Source organism: Vibrio sp. SCSIO 43097 (assembly GCF_023650755.1).
Classification (GTDB): Bacteria; Pseudomonadota; Gammaproteobacteria; order Enterobacterales; family Vibrionaceae; genus Vibrio; species Vibrio alginolyticus.
On the sequence record NZ_CP071840.1, the window covers coordinates 713,909 to 734,767 of the forward strand.

The window sequence follows — 20,859 nt, forward strand, 5'->3', positions numbered from 1 at the left end:
TGTTATAAAGAATCGGCGGCGAATACTTGAACGAGTTTGTCAGGTATTGGATAATCGTCTCAATTAGCACAAATTTGACGTCTTGCTTCAGGCTTGACGCATTACACGAGTGAGAGAGGTCTTCGTGAGCGAAGTAAACGTACCATTATCTTTTTCTGACGCAGCAGCATCTCGCGTTAAAGCATTGATTGCTGAAGAAGAAAACCCAGCATTGAAACTGCGCGTATACATTACTGGCGGCGGCTGCAGCGGCTTCCAATACGGCTTTACTTTTGATGAAAATGTAAACGAAGGCGATACGACAATCGTAAACAGTGGTGTAACACTGGTTGTAGACCCTATGAGTCTGCAATATCTCGTTGGCGGTATTGTTGACTACACAGAAGGGTTGGAAGGAGCGCGCTTCTTCGTAAATAATCCAAATGCAACGACAACATGTGGTTGTGGTGCATCGTTCAGTGTGTAATTAACACCTAACAGGCAGCTAATGGCTGCCTGTGCTTTATGTAGAAGGATGTCACGTAAAGCGCACGCTCGCAGATATGCAGAGAAATAATAAAAAGGACTTTATATGTCTGGACTTTCTTTTGGGCGCCGAATTGTCGAGCGCCCTTGGCTAGTATCTCTTATCCTCGTCTTACTTCTTGTTGCATGGCTAACCATCGGCCAACTCAAAGCACAAGATGATCATCCTAACTCTTCAACATCCACGAACACAACACCACTTGCAAAGGTGATGTTTGATACTTTTCTTGCCGAACCTACCAGTAAAACCATTGAATTGTATGGACGAACAGCGCCCAATCGTCAAGCGCGTCTTGGCGCCGAAGTTGCCGGTAAAATAGTCAGTCTTAACATAAAGAAAGGCCAAGCGGTCAAACAGGGACAAGTGATCGCAAACATCGATAAGCGCGACCTTGGCATTCAACTTAAACGGGCCCAGGCGATGCTGTTGGTTAAAGAGAAAGAGTTTAATGCAGCTAAATCGCTAAAAAGTCGCGGACTGCAAGGTGAGGTTGCATTTGCGACAGCGCAAGCAGCGTTGGTAGATGCACGTGCGAATTTGAGTAACGTGCAAACGGCTTTAAGAAATACTGAGGTTAAAGCGCCATTTGATGGCATCGTAGATCATCACTTTGTTGAGTTAGGTGATTTTGTCGGGATTGGCGATCCTATTGCGACGGTCATTGATTTGGATACTTTAGTGATTGAAGCCGATGTCAGTGAACGGCATATACAATATCTTAAGGAAGGCCTAGAAGCCGACGTAAGAACCATTAACCAACAGCATCATCAAGGTCGTGTGCGCTACATTGGACGTGTTTCTTCTGCTTCTACTAATACGTTTCCAATTGAAATCGAAATTGATAATCAAGACGCAAGAATTCCTGCTGGTATGAGCGCAGAAGTACAGCTGCCTTTGAGTGAAGTGTTGGCAGTAAAGATTACGGCTGCCATGTTAGCACTAGATGAAGAAGGTAACTTAGGTGTCAAGACACTGCGTAATGAGCATGTTGAGTTTGTTCCAATTCAACTCGTTAAGGCCGAGGATGATGGTGTGTGGCTCTCTGGGTTAGGAGAGCGTGTAGACATTATCGTGCTGGGACAAGGTTTTGTGCGAGATGGTGATCAAGTACTGGCCAATAAAGTTGATGACGTAGTTATTGAAGCGGCTAATGAGCAGTAAGGAGCACCTATGTACACTCTGATTGATGCTGCGTTATCTCGCGCTCGCACTATGCTGACATTGTTGGTGATGATATTAATTGCAGGTGTCATTACTTACGTCACAATCCCCAAGGAATCGAGCCCTGATATTACCATTCCTATTATCTACGTTTCTGTTGGGCATCAAGGCATTTCTCCTGTCGATGCCGAGCGTTTATTAGTTCGGCCAATAGAGCAAGAGTTGCGCTCTATTGAAGGCGTAAAAGAGATGACCTCTGTGGCATCAGAAGGTCATGCTTCGGTGACGCTGGAATTTAGTGTCGGAGTGGATCTTGATAAAGCGATGGCAGATGTGCGTGATGCGGTTGATCTTGCGAAGCCAAAGTTACCAGAGGACAGTGATGAGCCAACGGTAAACGAAGTCACGTTTGCATCTGAAGAGCCTGTTTTGACCGTTGTGCTCTATGGCACCGTACCAGAGCGAACCATTGTTCAGATTGCCAGAACGTTACGTGATCGTTTGGAAAGTTTCCGTCAGATTCTTGAGGTTGAAATCGCAGGAGATCGCGAAGACATCGTGGAGATAGTTGTCGATCCGCTATTGATGGAAAGCTACGGTCTCGATCAAGCGGATATCTATAATTTAATTGCCTTGAATAACCGAGTTGTGGCTGCGGGGTTTGTCGATACTGGGTATGGACGCTTTTCGGTAAAAGTCCCATCGGTTTTTGATTCACTGAAAGATGTGCTTGAACTACCTATCAAGGTGAATGGAAAAGAGGTGATCACTTTTGGCGATGTGGCGACAGTACGGCGTGCATTTCGCGATCCTGAAAGTTTTGCTCGTTTAGATGGCGAATCTGCCATCGTTTTGGACGTAAAAAAACGGGCAGGGGAAAACATCATTGAAACGGTTGAGCTGGTAAAAGAAGTACTGGCTCAGGGACAGAAGCGCGCCGAGTGGCCCGACAATTTGCAAGTTAAATACACTTGGGATCAATCCGACGATGTCAAATTGATGCTCAGTGATCTACAAAACAATATCTTATCCGCAATTATCCTCGTAGTTATCGTCATTATTGCCATATTGGGGGTTAGGACCGCGCTTCTCGTGGGGATTTCTATTCCAGGATCGTTCTTGACTGGGTTGTTGGTGTTATCGGTATTTGGGCTGACGGTCAATATCGTCGTACTGTTTGCTTTAATTATGGCAGTAGGCATGTTGGTGGATGGTGCCATTGTGGTGACAGAGTTTGCAGATCGGCGCATGCAAGAAGGAACGCCACGTAAAGAAGCCTATCGAGATGCCGCAAAGCGAATGGCCTGGCCTATTACCGCATCCACAGCAACCACATTGGCTGCGTTTGCTCCGTTACTTTTCTGGCCAGACATCACTGGTGAGTTCATGAAGTACTTACCACTTACTTTAATTGCTACTTTGGCCGCTTCTCTGATGATGGCTTTATTGTTCGTTCCTGTCATCGGTGGGATCATTGGCAAGCCTCAAGTAGTCAATCAGAAAGCTCAGCGAGAAATGGTTGAGCTGCATAACGGCAACTTTGAAAAAGCGACAGGCATTACCAAGCTTTATTACCAGACTCTGTCGGTAGCGATTCGTCATCCATGGAAGGTCTTACTCAGCGCGATACTGCTAGCGGCAGGTGTCGGCTTCACTTACAACAAAGCTGGCTTGGGTGCAGAGTTTTTCCCTGAGGTGGACCCTGCCTTTTTTACCGTTAAAGTTCGTTCTTATGGTGACCTGTCTATTCACGAAAAAGATGTTGTTATGCGCGAAATCGAGAAGGTGATGCTCGGTCATGACGAGTTTGAAAGTGTCTACACGCGCACAGGATCGAGCGATAATGGGGACGAGATTGGCCAGATTCAAATAACGCCTGTGGATTGGCAGTATCGACGCAAAGTGAAAACCATTATTGAGGAACTAAAAGAGACGACAGACCGCTTTTATGGTGTTGAACTTGAGTATAAATTCCCGGACGCAGGACCGCCTGTCGAGCATGATCTCGTGATTGAAGTGTCATCACGAAATTTGAGTGTTAGTGCGTTAGATGAAGCAGCCAAAAAAGTACGACATTGGGCTGATGGTAATCCTGCACTGACCAACTTGAGTGATACCACTAATAAGGAAGGGATTGATTGGCAAATTGATATCCAGCGAGATGACGCCTCTCGCTTTGCAGCGGATGCTACTTTAGTCGGGAATACCGTCCAGTTTGTTACGAACGGCTTGAAAATAGGCGATTATTTGCCCGATGATGCGGATGAAGAAGTCGATATTTTGGTGCGCTATCCGCAAGATAAGCGCGACATAGGTCGATTTGATCAACTGAGAGTGAAAACGGCAGCTGGTCTGGTACCGATTACGAATTTTGCTCAAATCAAACCAGATCATAAGCAAGACACTATTCGTCGGGTCGACAGTCATCGAGTTATCAATATTAAAGCGGATATGGTGGAAGGTTACAATTTGGCGCTTGAGTTACCTAAGATTGCCGCTGGAATGGAACAGCTCGACTTACCGGAAGGCATTGAATATAAGATTCGGGGTCAAAATGAAGAGCAGGAAAACTCATCAGCATTCTTGCAAAATGCTTTTATTGTCGCGCTTGGTGTGATGGCTTTGATTTTAATTACGCAGTTTAATAGCTTTTATCAAGCTTTCTTAATCCTTAGTGCAGTGCTGTTTTCTACCGTTGGTGTCTTCGCCGGGTTACTTATTTTCCAAAAGCCATTTGGCATCATTATGTCGGGAATTGGAGTGATTGCGTTGGCTGGTATCGTGGTAAACAACAATATTGTTTTAATCGATACTTATAATCAGATGCGTAAACGTGGCTTAGAAAAATCTGAGGCTATTTTGCGTACGGGTGTGCAGCGTTTAAGACCCGTTTTACTTACGACGGTGACCACCATATTAGGCTTATTGCCAATGGTGTTAGAAATGAACATCGACTTAGTTAATCAGAAAGTGGAGTTTGGCGCACCAAGCACTCAATGGTGGTCTCAGCTTGCGACCGCTGTCGCGGGTGGTTTGGCGTTTGCGACTTTGCTAACGTTAGTTCTGACACCGTGTTTGCTTATGCTCGGGAGAGAGCATCACTCCGAACAGTAAGCTTTATCGTGATGATATCGACAAAACAAAAAGGGCAGCTTCGCTGCCCTTTTCAATACCTGGCTTACTTCATTGCTAGCAGTTTGCTGTAGCGTTCAAGCTTGTCCATGCTAATTTTCGCGTTTGCCATGAAAGTTTGTCTCGCTTTGCCTGTCAGGGATTTAGATTGTGGCAAATTCACCGTGCGCGGGTTTTTATGGACACCATTCACAAGGAACTCATAGTGCAGGTGAGGGCCAGTTACACGGCCAGTTCCGCCAAGCGTACCAATGGTTTGGCCTTGCTTAACGCGTTGACCAGCTCGTACAGTACGTTTGGTTAAGTGCAGGTACTTGGTAATGTAAGTATTGCTATGTTTAATGAAAACGTAGTTACCATTAAATTTGTTGTAAGACGATTTTTGAACAACGCCATCACCAGCCGCCCAAATCGGGGTGCCCACTGGTGCCGCATAGTCCGTGCCTCTATGAGGACGAACGCGTCCCGTCACTGGATGTAAGCGGCGTGGGTTGAAATTAGACGAAACTCGACGGAAGTCCAACGGCGCGCGTAAGAATGCTTTTTTCATTGCACGCCCATTTTCGTCGTAATACTTGCCACTTTTCTGATCCAATATTGCGGTAAAGGTATCGCCTTGGTTTTTAAAGATCGCAGCAATGATTTTTCCACGGCCGATTACTTCACCTTCTACCACTTCCTCTTGGTAAAGTACTCGGAAGCTGTCGTTTTTACGAATATCTAAAGCAAAGTCGATGTCCCAACCAAATATGCCAGCCAGTTCCATGATTTGGTTACCATTTAATCCAGAAGATATTCCTGCATTCCAAAAGTTTGATTTGATGGTGGCTTCAGCGTAGTTGTACTGGAAGTCGACTTCTTTTTTATCAACTTCAGAAACGTACTTGCCGTCTTTTAATGTGATACGAAAAGTCTCGAACGCGCTTAGTGTTCTTCTTAGCTGCACCAAGTCGTTATTTTCGTCAAAACCAAATTGCAATCGGTCACCAGGTCGAAGCCGAGTTAACTGTTTTTCCACTTCTTTGTCTGATGACACCAGTTCATGTAATAGACGAGCAGAAAGCCCTACGCGACTAAATAAGATGGCAGCACTCTCGCCATTTTTTACCTTGTATGTCTCCCAGCGCAGCACGGCGGGAACCGCAGGCGATGAACTATTTAGTGCACTGAGTTCGAGGGAAACTGGCACAGGATAATGTTGACCAACTTTTAATCGGCTCTGCTGCGGGTCTAGGTCTTGCGGATCAGGTAAAAAGAAGAGCGCGAAGATAATCAGCGCACTAAAAAAACCGATCAATACTTTGTGCAAGAGTGGAAGTCGGACAAAAATCGAATGCATGAGGTACTTGATTGCTAAATTAAACGGAAAAAGTGACAACTACCTAGTCTAACGTGTTTCAAAATGCATCGCTATTCAAGTAATATGTTCAGCTATTATATTTTTGCCAAATCTGTGGGAGTGAACAAGAATGGCGAGCATTGAAGCTGCACTAGCCGAGATTAAGCGCGGTGTTGAAGAGCTGATTCCAGAAGAAGAGCTAATCGCAAAACTAAAAGAAGACCGTCCTCTACGTATTAAATTGGGCGCTGATCCAACAGCACCTGACATTCACCTAGGTCATACGGTTATTTTCAATAAGCTTCGCTTGTTCCAAGAACTAGGTCATGAAGTGACGTTCCTAATCGGTGACTTCACTGCAATGGTTGGTGACCCGACAGGTAAAAACACAACTCGTCCACCGCTAAGTCGCGAAGACGTATTGCGTAACGCTGAAACGTACAAAGAGCAAGTGTTCAAAATTCTCGATCCTGCAAAGACTAAAATTCAGTTTAACTCTGAGTGGCTGTCTGAATTGGGCGCAGAAGGTATGATTCGCCTTGCGGCAAACCAAACCGTTGCTCGTATGCTAGAGCGTGACGACTTTAAAAAGCGTTACGCGGGTGGTCAGCCAATTGCTATTCATGAGTTCATGTACCCACTTCTACAAGGTTGGGACTCAGTAGCAATGGAAACGGATGTTGAATTAGGTGGTACAGACCAGAAGTTCAACCTTCTAATGGGTCGTGAACTGCAAAAGTCTCACGGTCAAAAACCTCAGGTTGTACTGATGATGCCGCTTCTAGTGGGCCTTGATGGCGAGAAGAAGATGTCTAAGTCAGCAAACAACTACATCGGTATCAGCGAAGCGCCAAGCGAAATGTTTGGTAAAATCATGTCTATTTCTGATGACTTAATGTGGAGCTACTACGAGCTGCTCTCTTTCCGTCCTCTGGAAGAGATTGCTCAATTCAAAGCTGATGTAGAAGCGGGCAAAAACCCTCGTGACATCAAAGTATTGCTAGCAAAAGAAATTATTGCTCGTTTCCACAGTGAAGCCGATGCCGATGCAGCAGAGCAAGAATTCGTAAACCGTTTTGCGAAGAACCAAATTCCTGATGAAATGCCAGAGTTTGACTTTGACGCAGGTCGCCCAGTGAGTAATCTGTTGAAAGAAGCAGGTTTATGTCCATCATCGTCAGATGCGATGCGCATGGTTAAGCAGGGCGCTGTGAAGATTGATGGTGAAAAAATTGCGGACAGCAAATTTGCTCCAGAAGCGGGTACTTACGTGTTCCAAGTAGGCAAACGTAAATTTGCTCGTATTACTATTCAGTAATCCATAATGACTGCAAATGAAAGCGTCCGAAGGGCGCTTTTTTTGTATGAAAATTTAGCAAAAACGGCAAAGTAAAACTTCCATACCTGATGAACTTTGCTACTATACTTGCGCTGCCAATAATGGCAGCGCTATCGGAGATTTACATGAACAATACCGACCATCCTCCCAGTCGTTGGGTGAGTAAGATTAAGGGAGCGAAATAACCCGCTTCGGTATTGGCGATCTCCGCCTTACCTAAGTGGTGAGGCATCTTTTCTAATTTTTTTCTCGTTATTTCCTTCATACATTCTGAATAGACAGTGCATTCGCATTGGTTTTCTCTGTGCATCTTATTTGTTGTCTGACTTTTAGCGTGCAAGAGTGGCTTTTCATGCTTTGTCGATGGTCGTTACCAATGCCAATCGGGAGATTCGCCATGACGGTAATGAACAACACTTTTATTGAAACAACACCAAACTTTTCTGAAGTAGAAATTGGTGCAGCTCGCAATGCATTCTTGCAGTACGAGCAAGAGCAACAAGTCCATTTGCTTACGGTTATGCCGATTGATGAGGCTGTAGGTATTTTACAGCATTGCTCTGTCGGCTATGTGAATAGTCTTATTGCTCAACTTGAGCAAGCAGGCCATGACAAACGCGCACGTCATTATGCTCACCAATTAGGTCTGCATATGTCTGAAGTTGATACACCTGATGGTTATTTATCGACTAGTGTTTTGGGGCACGTGAAGCAGCGTATTGGGTGGATCATTGCACTGGCTCTTTTAGGGATAGTGTCAGGCTTGATCATTGCTCAGTATGAGGACACCCTTAGTCAGCTTGTTTTACTTGCAGTGTACATGCCAGTGATTGCAGCTGCTGGTGGTAACACAGGAACACAAGCAGCAACTTTAGTGATTCGTGCTCTTGCTACTGGAGAGTTAAAAAAACGCCAATGGTTAGAAGTTTTGTGGAAAGAGAGCCGAGTCGCTCTATTTATTGCGCTAGCGATCGCTATCGTGATGATTGGACGCATTATGTTATTTAGTGCAGGACAATCAACAGGAGGCTTTGAACTGACCGATATCGCACTGGCAATAGCAGTTGCGCTGTTCATTCAAGTCACCATTTCTACAACATTGGGCGGGCTGTTGCCAATTATTGCACGAGCTTGCAAGTTGGACCCAGCCGTATTGGTGAGTCCAGTTCTTGCGTCTATCGTCGATATTTCAGGAATGTGGATTTACTTTAACGTGGTGAACTATTTCTTAGGTATTGCCTGACTAAAGTTCACAATGTCATTGTAAAAAAGCTGCTCAAAATGTGTAATCGGGGCGATGACAGGTGTGTTGTCGTCCCGTTTTTCTGGGAAGTAGTCTGAAACAAACTGAACAAAAATGGTGTTAGGTTGACCATTTTTATCCAAGCCATATCCAGCCATATTGTAAGTCCCGTAGATAGAGCCACTTTTCGCTATCAGCTGTCCTTTAATTGGAAGTTTTCGCATACTTTGTCGGTACTTTAATGTGCCGGATTCACCTGATTTCGGCATGATGGCAATCAATTTGAGTTCGTTTTCATGCTTCCAAATATAGCGCAGCATTTCAGCCATCTTGGTCGCGGAGATCCGGTTATTTCGCGAAAGTCCTGAGCCGTCTTCTAGGCGCGCATTACGAATATCAATACCAGTGTTGGCGAAAATGATCTGCTTGATCGCTTCTGTACCGTTAGTAAAACTGCCTGGCTGAACGAAAAATTTAGCACCAAGTGTTTTGGTTAATGTGTCGGCAATCAAGTTGTCAGAGTTTTTGAGCATATCTTCAAGAATGTCTGGTAAGGCCTTTGATTGATGCATTGCGATGAGCTTTCGCTGCTTTTCTGGCGCCGTACCGACCCTAATCTTTCCTGATACCCCAATGTTGAGCTCCTTGAGCAAAGTCGCCAACCTTTGACTGGTGTAACGCTCAGGGTCTTGAACCGCAAATTTCAGTGGCAATGGTTTGTCTCTTTCAACCAAGCACCCTGTTAGCTTGTAGTTGTTATCGGGATTTGCAACTAAACCTAAGTCACAATGACGACTTTTCTTAATGGTTTTAGAAACTGTTTCTACGGTACTTGTGACACGAATAGGTTGATGCTCTGGTACGTAGACCCGCGTTCCACCATCTTTTTGTGTATAGATAGAGGCTTGTACACAGTTGTTATTGAGTGTGATGGTCGATGCCGGAGCGCTGTAGCAAACTCCCAAGATATCCCACGGCCAGCCCACCGCACGGTTATAACCAGTGAATGCGCTGTTATCGAGCCATAGGTCACCGTTAATCCGTTTTAAGCCATTTTTCTTAGCTAGAGTGAGAAGTGATTTTAAGTCGTTGGTTTGGAGTGTTGGGTCGCCGACAAAGTAAATCACTGCATCTGAGTTCGACGTTTCCAGCTTGGTTCGAAACCGGAAATTATCACCCAGTTCTAGCTTTGCGGCTAATGCGGTGACGATTTTTAATGTACTCGCTGGTGGGAACAGTTGTTCGGTAGGATGAACACCGTCAAGCTCAGCATTTTCACTGAGTTTTTCCGCAACTAAACTGATGCGGGCGCCTTCAGGCAGCACTTCTTGATGAGGGTACGCTTGTGAAAAAGCAGAAAGTAATGAAGAGAATATGAGCAAGGGCCAACGTAAACGCATAATGATACTTTCTAAGGTGAGTTATGTGATTGAGTATACGCAAGTCCTTTCAATATGCTAGGTAACTAAAGAAATGCTTCAAATGTCTTCATGAATGAGACACGAGAGAAAGGCGCGCTGCTTAAAATTAAGTATAAAAAATGCCCGCTTAAAGCGGGCATTCGATATTCTAGTCAAAGACCGGAATTAGAAGTCGTAACGTAGACCTAGAGCTAGCTCGTCTTCAGCATCGATCTTAGTTGCAACTGTTTTGCTCGTGTCAGTTGAACCAAACTTGTCACCTGCATCAATCAGGTTGAAGTTGTAAGAAATGTAACCACGGAAGTTAGGCTTGAAGTAGTAAGAAGCATCAACAGCGAAGTTGTTTGCAGAAGTTTCGTTGTTAGTTTCTGCATTGTTGTATGATGTTGTAAATACTGTTTGGCCTAGAGTGTAAGCACCCGCTAGCTCGTAACCAGTGTAATCAACTGTGTTACTGTTGTTTGAATCTTCCATTTTCTCGCCGTCAGTGAATACACCAGCGAAGTAAAGATCAGACATTGTGTAAGATGCAGCTAGCATGTACTCGTTAGCTTTGTCTTGATCTGCGTAACCAGCACCTAGCTCAAGACCAGTGTCAGCTAGAGCGTAGATTGCAGATAGAGAGTAACCGTCTTGTTTGTTGTCGTAGTACTCACCAGTGTTTTTGTTTTCCATACGATCAGCGAAGCGGTAGCTTGCTTTTACGCTTAGGTTTTCAAACTGGCCTTTGTAAGCCATCATGTTGTCTGTACGGTCTGATACAGCTAGTTTGTCTGCTGCAGAGTTACCGTGGTAAGCCATGATATCTGTGAAGTCAGTGATAACGCCTAGTGCACCTTCAGTTTTACCGTATGCGAACTCACCGTAAGCACCGCCAAGACCAGCGTAAGCAAGACGAGTTTCTAGATCGCTCTTGTCGTCGCCGTCTACAGTACCGTTTTGAGCAGTCTCAAATTCACCTTCCCAGAAACCAACACCGTATAGGTTGTCATTGATTTCTTGTTTACCAAGGAAGTTTAGACGGATGCGAGATTTGTCTTGAGCGTCGCCATCTTTCATAGATAGACGTGCTTCAGCACGGCCGCCCATTTCTAGAGAAGTACCGTCTTGGTTGTAAAGTTCAGCTGCGTTTACGCCAGTTGCCATAGCTGCTGCAGATACAGAAAGAGCAATTAGAGTCTTTTTCATCTTATTTGTCCTAGTTAGCTGTCCATAATCATTGTTGTATGGGGGAGAGGTGATCTCTCACAAGTTGTTGGTCCAAAATTGGCTAATTGAGCGATATAGTTCGCACTTGTAAGCCATTGATCTAACAACTCGCTGGACATGTTTTACTGCTAAAGTTTCCGTATGAGTTAGTAAAATGATATAAATCCCACTGATGAACACTGTTCAATTGTGCGTTGTTTTTATTTAAATTACTGTTTTTGATTGAAATTATTGGCAATGACATTGGCCTGACATTGATTAGTTTTTATCTTTTTTGAGGTTTTTGGTGTAATGAACAGTGTTGTTTTTCAATAAATTGAGAAGGTGATTCGCCCTAGAACCGCTCTAAAAGTGAGTTATATCATTATGCCGAAAAGGCATAGTCTTGCTGTCTTTCGAATTAAGATGATTTCGTCCGGGAGTTTGTTTACACTAAACGAAATACATCTTTAAGCGCACTACCCAGTCCTATGACAGGGTGGGCTTTTTTTGTCCAAAGACCCATTTGGGCTTGAGGTTATAAAATGGAAAAAGTTCCAATGACACTACGTGGCGAGCAAAAGCTACGTGCAGAACTCGATCGTCTACTTAAACTACGTCCTCAGATCTCAGAGGCAATTGCTGAAGCTCGTGAGCTAGGTGATTTAAAAGAGAATGCTGAATATCACGCCGCTCGTGAAGAGCAGGGCATTTGTGAAGCACAAATCCGTGACATTGAATACAAACTGTCAGTTGCTCAAGTTATTGATGTAACGAAGATGGAGAACACGGGTAAAGTTATTTTTGGTTCAACCGTAACCTTGATTGATATCGACACCGAAGAAGAAAAAACGTACCAAATCGTTGGTGATGACGAAGCCGATATCAAAGCAGGTCGCATTTCAGTGAGCTCACCTATTGCTCGTGGCCTGATTGGTAAGATGGAAGGCGATGAAGTTGCTATTCAAACTCCAGGTGGCGCGAAAGACTTCGAAATTGACCGAGTAGAATATATCTAAGTCGTTTGGAGTAGCATTACTACTCTGATAAAACGCAAAAAGGTCGCCTCAGGCGACCTTTTTTCTTCAGCAACGTAAGTAGAGTTACTTACGAGGGATTTCGATTTTACGCTCTTCAGACTGGCGATATAGCACAAGCACTTTACCAATAGTCTGAACTTTTTCAGCGCCCGTCTCACGTACGATAGCGTCGATGATTAGCTGTTTTGTTTCACGATCTTCCGAAGCAACTTTTACTTTGATAAGTTCGTGATGGTTAAGAGCGATTTCAATTTCTGCTAGCACGGCTTCTGTAAGTCCATTTGCGCCCATTAGCACAACAGGTTTTAAACTGTGAGCTAGGCCTTTAAGGTGCTGCTTTTGTTTGGTGCTTAGGTTCATTACGCGGCCAATTTTCTTTAAAATAAGGGTTGAAAAAAGCTATTTTAACGCCATCTATTGCTGAAGACTATAATTTATTGAGTAATAGGTAGCGCCTATTAAAACAATAGCTCCAATTTGTGCCTTGTTGGGATTAAAATGAGTAAACAAAAACATTCGGCTAGTTCTGGTCGTTGGTTGAAAGAACACTTTGATGATAAATACGCGAATGAAGCCCGAAAAAAAGGCTACCGCTCACGTGCTTATTTCAAGATCGATGAGATTCAAACGAAAGATAAATTGTTAAAGCCTGGAATGACAGTCGTCGACTTGGGGGCTGCGCCGGGCGGATGGTCTCAATATGCTGCTAAGATAGTAGGGGACAGTGGTCAGATCATCGCGTGTGACTTGCTTCCTATGGACCCGATTGCTGGCGTTAGCTTTTTACAAGGCGACTTTCGTGATGATGCGGTATTGGAAGCTTTGCTAGAAAGGATCCAACCTTCCATGGTAGACGTAGTAATGTCTGATATGGCGCCTAACATCGCGGGAAACAATTCTGTTGATCAACCTCGCGCTATGTATTTAGTTGAATTAGCTTTAGATATGTGTCGACAAGTTCTAGCGCCTAATGGTAGCTTTGTCGTAAAGGTTTTCCAAGGGGAAGGCTTCGATCAGTATGTGAAAGAAGTCCGAGACATGTTTAAAGCCGTAAAAATTAGAAAACCAGACTCATCGCGAGCTCGCTCTCGAGAGGTCTTCGTCGTAGCCACTGGTTACAAAGGTTAACCATTTTGCTCTCTTGAGAGCGTGTTAACACTATAGCTACAGTTAATGAACTGTAGTACCCTACCTTTAATTACAATTAGTTATCGAGAGGCTTACACCTTGAGTGACATGGCAAAAAATTTAATTCTGTGGCTTGTTATCGCCGTCGTATTGATGTCGGTATTCCAGAGCTTTGGCCCTGGAGAAAGCAATGGCAGAACCGTGGATTACACCACGTTTGTACAGGAAGTTGGCCAAGGCCAGATTCAAGAAGCAACTTTTAAAGACGGTGAAATTAGCTTTGTTCGTCGTGGCGGCGGTGCCAAAATGGTCACTTACATGCCAGTGTATGACCAAAAGCTTCTAGATGACCTAATTAACCAAAACGTGAAAGTACAAGGCACGCCTCCAGAAGAGCAAAGCTTGCTTGGTACTATCTTCATCTCTTGGTTCCCAATGATCTTACTAATTGGTGTATGGATTTTCTTCATGCGTCAAATGCAAGGCGGCGGTGGTAAAGGCGCCATGTCTTTTGGTAAGAGTAAAGCTCGAATGATGAGCGAAGAACAAATCAAGACAACTTTTGCTGACGTTGCTGGTTGTGACGAAGCAAAAGAAGACGTGAAAGAACTGGTGGACTACCTACGCGATCCAAGCCGCTTCCAAAAACTGGGCGGTAAGATTCCAACGGGTGTTCTAATGGTTGGTCCTCCTGGTACGGGTAAAACGCTTCTAGCGAAAGCCATTGCCGGTGAGGCGAAAGTACCATTCTTTACTATCTCTGGTTCTGATTTCGTAGAAATGTTCGTTGGTGTTGGTGCATCTCGTGTGCGTGACATGTTTGAACAAGCAAAGAAAGCTGCACCTTGTATCATCTTTATCGATGAGATCGATGCGGTAGGTCGTCAACGTGGCGCAGGTGTTGGTGGTGGTCATGATGAACGTGAACAAACACTAAACCAAATGCTCGTTGAGATGGATGGTTTCGAAGGTAACGAAGGTATTATCGTTATCGCTGCGACTAACCGTCCGGACGTGCTAGACCCTGCGCTACTGCGTCCTGGTCGTTTTGACCGTCAAGTGGTAGTTGGTCTTCCAGATGTACGTGGCCGTGAACAGATCCTAAAAGTTCACATGCGTAAGGTCCCTCTAGCGGGTGATGTAGAGCCTTCTCTCATCGCACGTGGTACTCCAGGCTTCTCTGGTGCTGACCTAGCAAACTTAGTTAACGAAGCTGCACTGTTTGCTGCGCGCGGTAACAAGCGCAACGTTTCTATGGTTGAGTTTGAACTGGCGAAAGACAAAATCATGATGGGTGCTGAGCGCCGTTCAATGGTGATGTCTGAGGAAGTGAAAGAGTCAACAGCATACCACGAAGCGGGTCACGCGATTGTTGGTCGCTTGGTTCCTGAACACGATCCAGTGTACAAAGTGTCTATCATTCCACGTGGTCGTGCGTTGGGTGTAACAATGTACCTTCCAGAGCAGGACCGCGTGAGTATGTCTCGCCAACACCTAGAGTCAATGATTTCTAGCTTGTACGGTGGTCGTTTAGCAGAAGAACTTATCTACGGTGCTGACAAAGTATCAACCGGTGCTTCTAATGATATCGAGCGCGCAACAGATATTGCTCGTAAGATGGTTACTCAATGGGGTTTCTCTGAAAAGCTTGGCCCTCTGCTGTATGCAGAAGATGAAGGCGAAGTGTTCTTAGGGCGTAGTGTAACTCAGACTAAACATGTGTCTGACGATACAGCGAAGTTGATTGATGACGAAGTTCGTCAGATCATTGACCGCAACTACGATCGTGCGAAGAAGATTCTTCAAGAGAACATGGATATCATGCATGCGATGAAAGATGCGCTGATGAAGTATGAAACCATTGATGCTCGCCAGATTGATGACTTAATGGAGCGCAAAGCTGAAATTCGTGAGCCTGCGGGCTGGAGTGATAACTCAGCAAGCAAACCAGAAGACAGCGACAAGCCTCAAGCAAAGCAAGAAGTTAAAGAAGAAGCAACGGAGACTGCGAAAGATGTAGAACAGCCTAGCTCTTCTGAAACAACTTCTAACGAAGCGCCTGAAAAGAAAGACTCTGAATAAAGAGTATCGATAATATTAAACCCCGAGTTATCTCGGGGTTTTTGTGTTTATGATGATGATTACAGCAAATAACAAATCTTTGGACCTTTCGCGTCCAAATGTCATGGCCATTCTAAATGTGACACCGGATTCCTTTTCGGATGGCGGTAAATACAACTCAATTGAACTTGCTCTTGCTCAAGTTGATAAAATGATAAAGGCTGGTGTAAGTATTGTTGATGTTGGTGGTGAATCGACAAGGCCTGGTGCACCGGATGTGTCTTTGGAAGAAGAGCTTAGGCGTGTTGTCCCAGTAATCAAAGCCATTCGTGAAAAGTATGATGTGTGGATTTCCGTTGACACCAGTAAAGCAGAAGTGATGCGTCAAGCAATTGATGCTGGGGCTGATTTGATCAATGACATCCGTTCGCTGCAAGAGCCAGGCGCTCTGGAAGTCGCAGCAGAAGCAAACCTTCCAATTTGTCTGATGCATATGAAAGGTCAACCTAGGACCATGCAAGTTGACCCTCATTATGATGATTTAATGGGGGACGTGTCGGCTTTTCTAGAAGAACGTATCGCGGCGTGTGAAGCTGCAGGGATTGATAAATCTCAACTGATTCTCGATCCTGGGTTTGGCTTTGGCAAAACAATCGAACACAATTATCATATGCTTGCTCATCTTGAAAAGTTTCATGAATTCGGCCTGCCTATTTTGGCTGGCATGTCTCGTAAATCCATGATCTTCAAACTGTTAGACAAGCCAGCAGCAGAGTGTACGAACGCAAGTGTTGTTTGTGCTACGATTGCCGCGATGAAAGGCGCGCAGATCATTCGCGTGCATGACTTTGAAGAGACAATCGAAGCAATGAAAGTTGTTGAGATGACGAAAAACAATATTTAAAAATAATAAAGGAAAGTTTATGTCGAATGAAAGACGTTACTTTGGTACTGACGGTGTGCGCGGTAAAGTAGGACAATACCCAATCACTCCAGACTTCGTACTTAAGCTTGGCTGGGCTGCTGGTCGTGTACTAGCGAAACAAGGCACAAAGAAAGTTATCATAGGTAAAGATACACGTATTTCAGGTTATATGCTTGAATCTGCACTAGAGGCTGGCCTTGCAGCTGCGGGACTTAAAGCAACATTTACTGGTCCCATGCCAACTCCAGCTGTGGCATATTTAACTCAGACTTTCCGTGCCGAGGCTGGTATTGTGATTTCTGCATCACATAACCCATATTACGACAACGGCATTAAATTCTTTTCTTCTGAGGGTACTAAGCTACCTGACGATATCGAATTGGCGATCGAAGCTGAGTTAGATAAAGAAATTGAATGTGTGGAGTCTGCTGAGCTTGGTAAAGCAACCCGCCTAAATGATGCAGCTGGTCGTTACATCGAATTCTGTAAGAGTACTTTCCCATCTGAGTTGAGCCTTGCGAACTTTAAGATCGTAGTAGACTGTGCGCACGGTGCAACGTACCACATCGCTCCAAATGTTTTCAAAGAACTTGGGGCAGAAGTTATCGCTATGGGCGTAGAGCCTAACGGCATCAACATTAATGAAAAAGTGGGCGCAACAGACGTACGAGCTCTTCAACAGCGTGTTGTTGAAGAGCAAGCGCATCTTGGTCTCGCATTTGATGGTGATGGTGACCGCATCATTATGGTCGACCACCTAGGTAACAAAGTTGATGGTGACCAAATTGCTTATATCATCGCTCGTGATGCACTTCGTCGTGGTGAGCTAAAGGGTGGTGTTGTTGGTACACTAATGACTAACTTGGGTATGGAAAATGGTTTAAAGCAGCTAGGCATTCCGTTTGTACGTGCTGCTGTTGGTGACCGTTATGTCATGGAGCAACTGCTAGAAAAAGGTTGGAAAATTGGTGCTGAAAACTCAGGCCATGTGATCTTATTAGATAAAGTCACAACCGGCGATGCGATTGTTGCTGCACTTCAAGTACTTGCTTCTGTAATTGGCAGCGATATGTCTTTATATGAACTATCGCAAGGAATGACATTATATCCTCAGGTTTTAGAAAATGTCCGTTTCTCAGGAGAAAGTAACCCTCTTGAAGCTACAGCTGTATTAAACGCTGTCGCTGAAGTAGAGGCGACACTTGGTGATAAAGGGCGTGTACTGCTGCGTAAGTCTGGCACTGAGCCTTTGATCCGCGTTATGGTGGAAGGCGAAGATGGTGAACTAGTTCAACACTCAGCATTGAAAATCGCTGAGGCTGTTAAAGCAAGTTGTTAATCATTGCGTTAAAGCATGTCTTGAATGAAAAGGGCATCTTTTGCCCTTTTTTTGAGCGCTTAACGCATTGGCATTGATTTTTTACTAATTTTCCCTTGTCAGCGTTACTGGCTTTCGCTAGTATTGCTCCGCCTCCCGTTAGGAGGTCGCTAGCCTTGTTCATTATGATTTGTTCTTTTGAACGGCGCTGGCTCAACAATTTGGAACATAGGTGGAAAAAATGTTTTCAGTTCTACTTGTGATTTACCTGTTGGCAGCGCTTGGTGTGATTGGCCTTGTGTTGATTCAACAAGGTAAAGGCGCAGATATGGGAGCCTCGTTCGGTGCTGGTGCTTCAAACACAGTGTTTGGTGCTGGCGGCTCAGGTAATTTCTTAACCCGAACAACTGCTATTTTAGCAACCGTATTCTTTATCGTTAGCTTGTTACTTGGTCGTATGTCTACGCACCAGACTGAATCACAATGGGTAGACCCAACGTTAGGTCAACCAGTTGTCGAACAAGTTAAGGATGCAGCGAGTGAAGTTCCTGCCCCTGCGGGTGATGAAATTCCTCAATAAGCTGTAAGGTTTTGATGCCGAGATGGTGAAATTGGTAGACACGCTAGCATGAGGTGCTAGTGCCTTAGGTGTGAGGGTTCGAGTCCCTCTCTCGGCACCATGTATTTACAAACTTGTAAATCACTTGTTTGCGAGTATAATGCTCAGCAAGTCGGACGCGGGGTGGAGCAGCTTGGTAGCTCGTCGGGCTCATAACCCGAAGGTCGTCGGTTCAAATCCGGCCCCCGCAACCAATCTCTTTCTTTAAAAGGAAATCGTAGATTGGCAAGTTTGCGTAGTGCTAACCACACTACGAGTTAAGAAAAGCAATTGTTGGCTATTCTTAACGTATCAGGGTCCAGCAGCATAAAACCCCGACTATCGGGGTTTTTTTGTTATCTGAGCTTTTTGAAATAGCTCAGATACTGCTTGGTTTTTTGATTGGGCTCTGAGCCCTTTTTTTGTTTCTGGAGTGGTTAAATGACTGGTTTAGAAAGACAACTTACTGAAATGCTTGACGCGCCAGTAGCGGCATCAGGTTATGAGTTAGTTGGATTAGAATTCATTCGTGCAGGCGCGCACTCAACGTTACGTATCTACATTGACCATGAAAATGGTATTAACGTAGACGACTGTGCAGAAGTTAGCCACCAAGTTAGTGCAGTTTTAGACGTTGAAGATCCAATTTCTGTTGCTTACAGCCTAGAAGTGTCTTCTCCAGGTTTAGAAAGACCACTTTTTAAAGCAGCACATTACGAGCAATTTATTGGTCACGAGGTCAGCATCGTATTGAAAATGGCTGTAGCAAACCGTCGTAAGTGGAAAGGTATTATCCACGGTGTTGATGGCGAAACAGTGACAATTACTGTAGACGGTCAGCAAGAAGAGTTTGCTCTAAGTAACATTTCCAAAGCTAACCTGATCCCTAAATTTTAGTTCCCTAAAAAAGTTTAAGCTTAGAGGCTAAATACAATGAGTAAAGAAATTTTAGCGGTAGCAGAAGCGGTATCGAACGAAAAAGCGGTACCTCGTGAGCGTATCTTTGAGGCTCTTGAGATTGCTCTAGCAACTTCTACAAAGAAAAAATACGAAATCGAAATCGACGTACGTGTTGCCATTGACCGTAAAACCGGTGAGTTTGTAACTTACCGCCGTTGGTTAGTTGTTGATGACGTTGAGAACCCTACAAAAGAGATCTCACTAGAAGCAGCGCAATACGAAGATGACTCAATCGAGCTTGGCGACTACGTAGAAGACGAAATCGAATCAGTAACGTTTGACCGTATTACGACTCAAACTGCTAAGCAAGTTATCGTTCAAAAAGTTCGTGAAGCTGAGCGCGCACAAATCGTTGAACAGTTCATCGATAATGAAGGTGATCTAATCACTGGTGTCGTGAAAAAAGTAAACCGTGACACAATCGTGCTTGATCTTGGTAATAACGCTGAAGCGGTAATCCTGCGTGATGACCAACTTCCTCGTGAAAACTTCCGTCCAGGCGACCGCGTACGTGGCCTTCTTTACAAAGTCGCGCCTGAAGCACGTGGTTTCCAATTGTTCATCACTCGTTCTAAGCCAGAAATGTTGGCAGAACTGTTCCGTGTTGAAGTGCCTGAAATCGCAGAAGATATTATCGAGTTGAAAGGCGCAGCACGTGATCCTGGTTCTCGCGCTAAGATCGCTGTCAAAACAAATGACAAACGTATCGACCCTGTAGGTGCGTGTGTTGGTATGCGTGGTGCACGTGTACAAGCTGTTTCTGGCGAACTTGGTGGTGAGCGTATCGATATTGTGCTTTGGGATGATAACCCAGCTCAATTCGTTATCAACGCAATGGCGCCAGCTGATGTTGCTTCTATCATCGTTGATGAGGATGCACACTCAATGGACATCGCAGTTGAAGCTGACAACCTAGCGCAAGCTATTGGTCGTAACGGTCAAAACGTGCGTCTAGCATCTCAACTAACCGGTTGGGAACTGAATGTTATGACAGTTGCTGATCTTCAGAAGAAACACGCTGAAGAATCACAAGCATCTATTGAAAACTTCATGAAGTACCTAGATATTGAAGAAGACTTCGCTCAACTTCTTGTTGAAGAAGGTTTCTCAACGCTAGAAGAAATCGCATACGTGCCAGTTAACGAGCTACTAGAAATCGATGGTTTGAATGAAGAACTAATCGAAGAGCTTCGTGGACGTGCAAAAGATGCACTAACGACGATCGCACTAGCACAAGAAGAGTCTTTTGAAGGTCTAGAACCAGCTGAGGACCTACTTGCACTTGAAGGTCTTGAGCGTGAGATGGCATTTAAATTGGCAGCGAAAGGTGTAGCGACACTGGAAGATCTTGCTGACCAAGGTATTGACGATTTAGAAGGTATCGAAGGCCTGACCGAAGAACGTGCAGGTGAGCTAATTATGGCCGCACGTAACATCTGTTGGTTCGGCGAAGAAGCATAATTTTCGGCAAGGAGGAAGC

At 44.6% G+C, this 20,859-nt stretch carries 17 protein-coding genes and 2 tRNA genes; 15 read left to right on the top strand and 4 right to left on the bottom strand.

From position 1 onward, the window contains the following. Positions 1 to 124: 124 nt before the first annotated feature. The 3 genes from erpA to vmeK all read left to right on the top strand — a co-directional run bounded on the left by erpA (position 125) and on the right by vmeK (position 4,801). Positions 125 to 466 carry an iron-sulfur cluster insertion protein ErpA gene (erpA, locus tag J4N40_RS03425; protein WP_005380031.1) on the top strand — a complete coding sequence of 114 codons (342 nt, stop codon included), beginning with the start codon at positions 125 to 127 and terminating at the stop codon, positions 464 to 466. Positions 467 to 571: 105 nt separating this feature from the next. Then, positions 572 to 1,687 (top strand): efflux RND transporter periplasmic adaptor subunit, encoded by a 1,116-nt coding sequence (locus tag J4N40_RS03430; protein WP_005380030.1) that lies wholly within the window; start codon positions 572 to 574, stop codon positions 1,685 to 1,687. 9 nt (positions 1,688 to 1,696) lie between these two features. Beyond that, positions 1,697 to 4,801, top strand: coding sequence for a multidrug efflux RND transporter permease subunit VmeK (gene vmeK / locus J4N40_RS03435; protein WP_054576316.1), 3,105 nt, complete (start codon positions 1,697 to 1,699; stop codon positions 4,799 to 4,801). A gap of 64 nt (positions 4,802 to 4,865) precedes the next feature. Here the strand turns inward: vmeK and shyC are convergent, their stop codons facing one another. After that, positions 4,866 to 6,158, bottom strand: a complete 1,293-nt coding sequence (gene shyC / locus J4N40_RS03440) for a peptidoglycan DD-endopeptidase ShyC (protein ID WP_005386530.1) — start codon at positions 6,156 to 6,158, stop codon at positions 4,866 to 4,868. A gap of 130 nt (positions 6,159 to 6,288) precedes the next feature. On the opposite strand from shyC, the gene tyrS reads away from it, so the two are divergent. Then, positions 6,289 to 7,476 carry a tyrosine--tRNA ligase gene (gene tyrS, locus J4N40_RS03445; RefSeq protein ID WP_017820416.1) on the top strand — a complete coding sequence of 396 codons (1,188 nt, stop codon included), beginning with the start codon at positions 6,289 to 6,291 and terminating at the stop codon, positions 7,474 to 7,476. Positions 7,477 to 7,894: 418 nt separating this feature from the next. Then, on the top strand, positions 7,895 to 8,740 hold the full coding sequence (locus J4N40_RS03450) for a magnesium transporter (protein ID WP_005380062.1): 846 nt from the start codon (positions 7,895 to 7,897) through the stop codon (positions 8,738 to 8,740). Here J4N40_RS03450 and dacB read toward each other — a convergent pair. Continuing rightward, on the bottom strand, positions 8,719 to 10,140 hold the full coding sequence (gene dacB, locus J4N40_RS03455; RefSeq protein WP_017820417.1) for a serine-type D-Ala-D-Ala carboxypeptidase: 1,422 nt from the start codon (positions 10,138 to 10,140) through the stop codon (positions 8,719 to 8,721). The genes J4N40_RS03450 and dacB overlap by 22 nt on opposite strands. Before the next feature lie 186 nt (positions 10,141 to 10,326). Further along, a complete protein-coding gene (locus tag J4N40_RS03460) occupies positions 10,327 to 11,349 on the bottom strand; it encodes a porin (RefSeq protein ID WP_005380064.1) in 1,023 nt (340 codons plus the stop codon). 545 nt (positions 11,350 to 11,894) lie between these two features. Between J4N40_RS03460 and greA the strand changes: the two genes are divergently transcribed. Continuing rightward, entirely contained in the window at positions 11,895 to 12,368 is a 474-nt protein-coding gene (gene greA / locus J4N40_RS03465) for a transcription elongation factor GreA (RefSeq protein ID WP_005380065.1), read from the top strand. Between the two features lie 84 nt (positions 12,369 to 12,452). On the opposite strand, the gene yhbY is transcribed toward greA, so the two are convergent. Next, positions 12,453 to 12,749, bottom strand: coding sequence for a ribosome assembly RNA-binding protein YhbY (yhbY, locus tag J4N40_RS03470; protein WP_005380066.1), 297 nt, complete (start codon positions 12,747 to 12,749; stop codon positions 12,453 to 12,455). A gap of 138 nt (positions 12,750 to 12,887) precedes the next feature. On the opposite strand from yhbY, the gene rlmE reads away from it, so the two are divergent. From rlmE to nusA, 9 genes are all read left to right on the top strand, one after another. Next, on the top strand, positions 12,888 to 13,517 hold the full coding sequence (rlmE, locus tag J4N40_RS03475; protein WP_005388985.1) for a 23S rRNA (uridine(2552)-2'-O)-methyltransferase RlmE: 630 nt from the start codon (positions 12,888 to 12,890) through the stop codon (positions 13,515 to 13,517). Between the two features lie 108 nt (positions 13,518 to 13,625). After that, positions 13,626 to 15,599 carry an ATP-dependent zinc metalloprotease FtsH gene (gene ftsH, locus J4N40_RS03480; RefSeq protein ID WP_031781272.1) on the top strand — a complete coding sequence of 658 codons (1,974 nt, stop codon included), beginning with the start codon at positions 13,626 to 13,628 and terminating at the stop codon, positions 15,597 to 15,599. Positions 15,600 to 15,651: 52 nt separating this feature from the next. Then, positions 15,652 to 16,482: a dihydropteroate synthase gene (folP, locus tag J4N40_RS03485; protein WP_250654468.1), complete on the top strand. Its 831-nt coding sequence runs from the start codon at positions 15,652 to 15,654 to the stop codon at positions 16,480 to 16,482. A gap of 19 nt (positions 16,483 to 16,501) precedes the next feature. Further along, positions 16,502 to 17,842 (top strand): phosphoglucosamine mutase, encoded by a 1,341-nt coding sequence (gene glmM / locus J4N40_RS03490; protein WP_005388992.1) that lies wholly within the window; start codon positions 16,502 to 16,504, stop codon positions 17,840 to 17,842. Positions 17,843 to 18,062: 220 nt separating this feature from the next. Further along, on the top strand, positions 18,063 to 18,401 hold the full coding sequence (gene secG, locus J4N40_RS03495) for a preprotein translocase subunit SecG (RefSeq protein WP_005380080.1): 339 nt from the start codon (positions 18,063 to 18,065) through the stop codon (positions 18,399 to 18,401). 16 nt (positions 18,402 to 18,417) lie between these two features. Then, positions 18,418 to 18,501 (top strand) — tRNA-Leu (locus J4N40_RS03500). A gap of 56 nt (positions 18,502 to 18,557) precedes the next feature. Beyond that, a tRNA-Met gene (locus J4N40_RS03505) sits at positions 18,558 to 18,634 on the top strand. A 226-nt stretch (positions 18,635 to 18,860) separates the two neighbouring features. Then, positions 18,861 to 19,316: a ribosome maturation factor RimP gene (gene rimP, locus J4N40_RS03510; RefSeq protein WP_005386424.1), complete on the top strand. Its 456-nt coding sequence runs from the start codon at positions 18,861 to 18,863 to the stop codon at positions 19,314 to 19,316. Between the two features lie 36 nt (positions 19,317 to 19,352). After that, complete coding sequence (gene nusA, locus J4N40_RS03515) at positions 19,353 to 20,840, top strand: transcription termination factor NusA (protein ID WP_005380084.1); 1,488 nt, start codon at positions 19,353 to 19,355, stop codon at positions 20,838 to 20,840. Positions 20,841 to 20,859 lie beyond the last annotated feature (19 nt).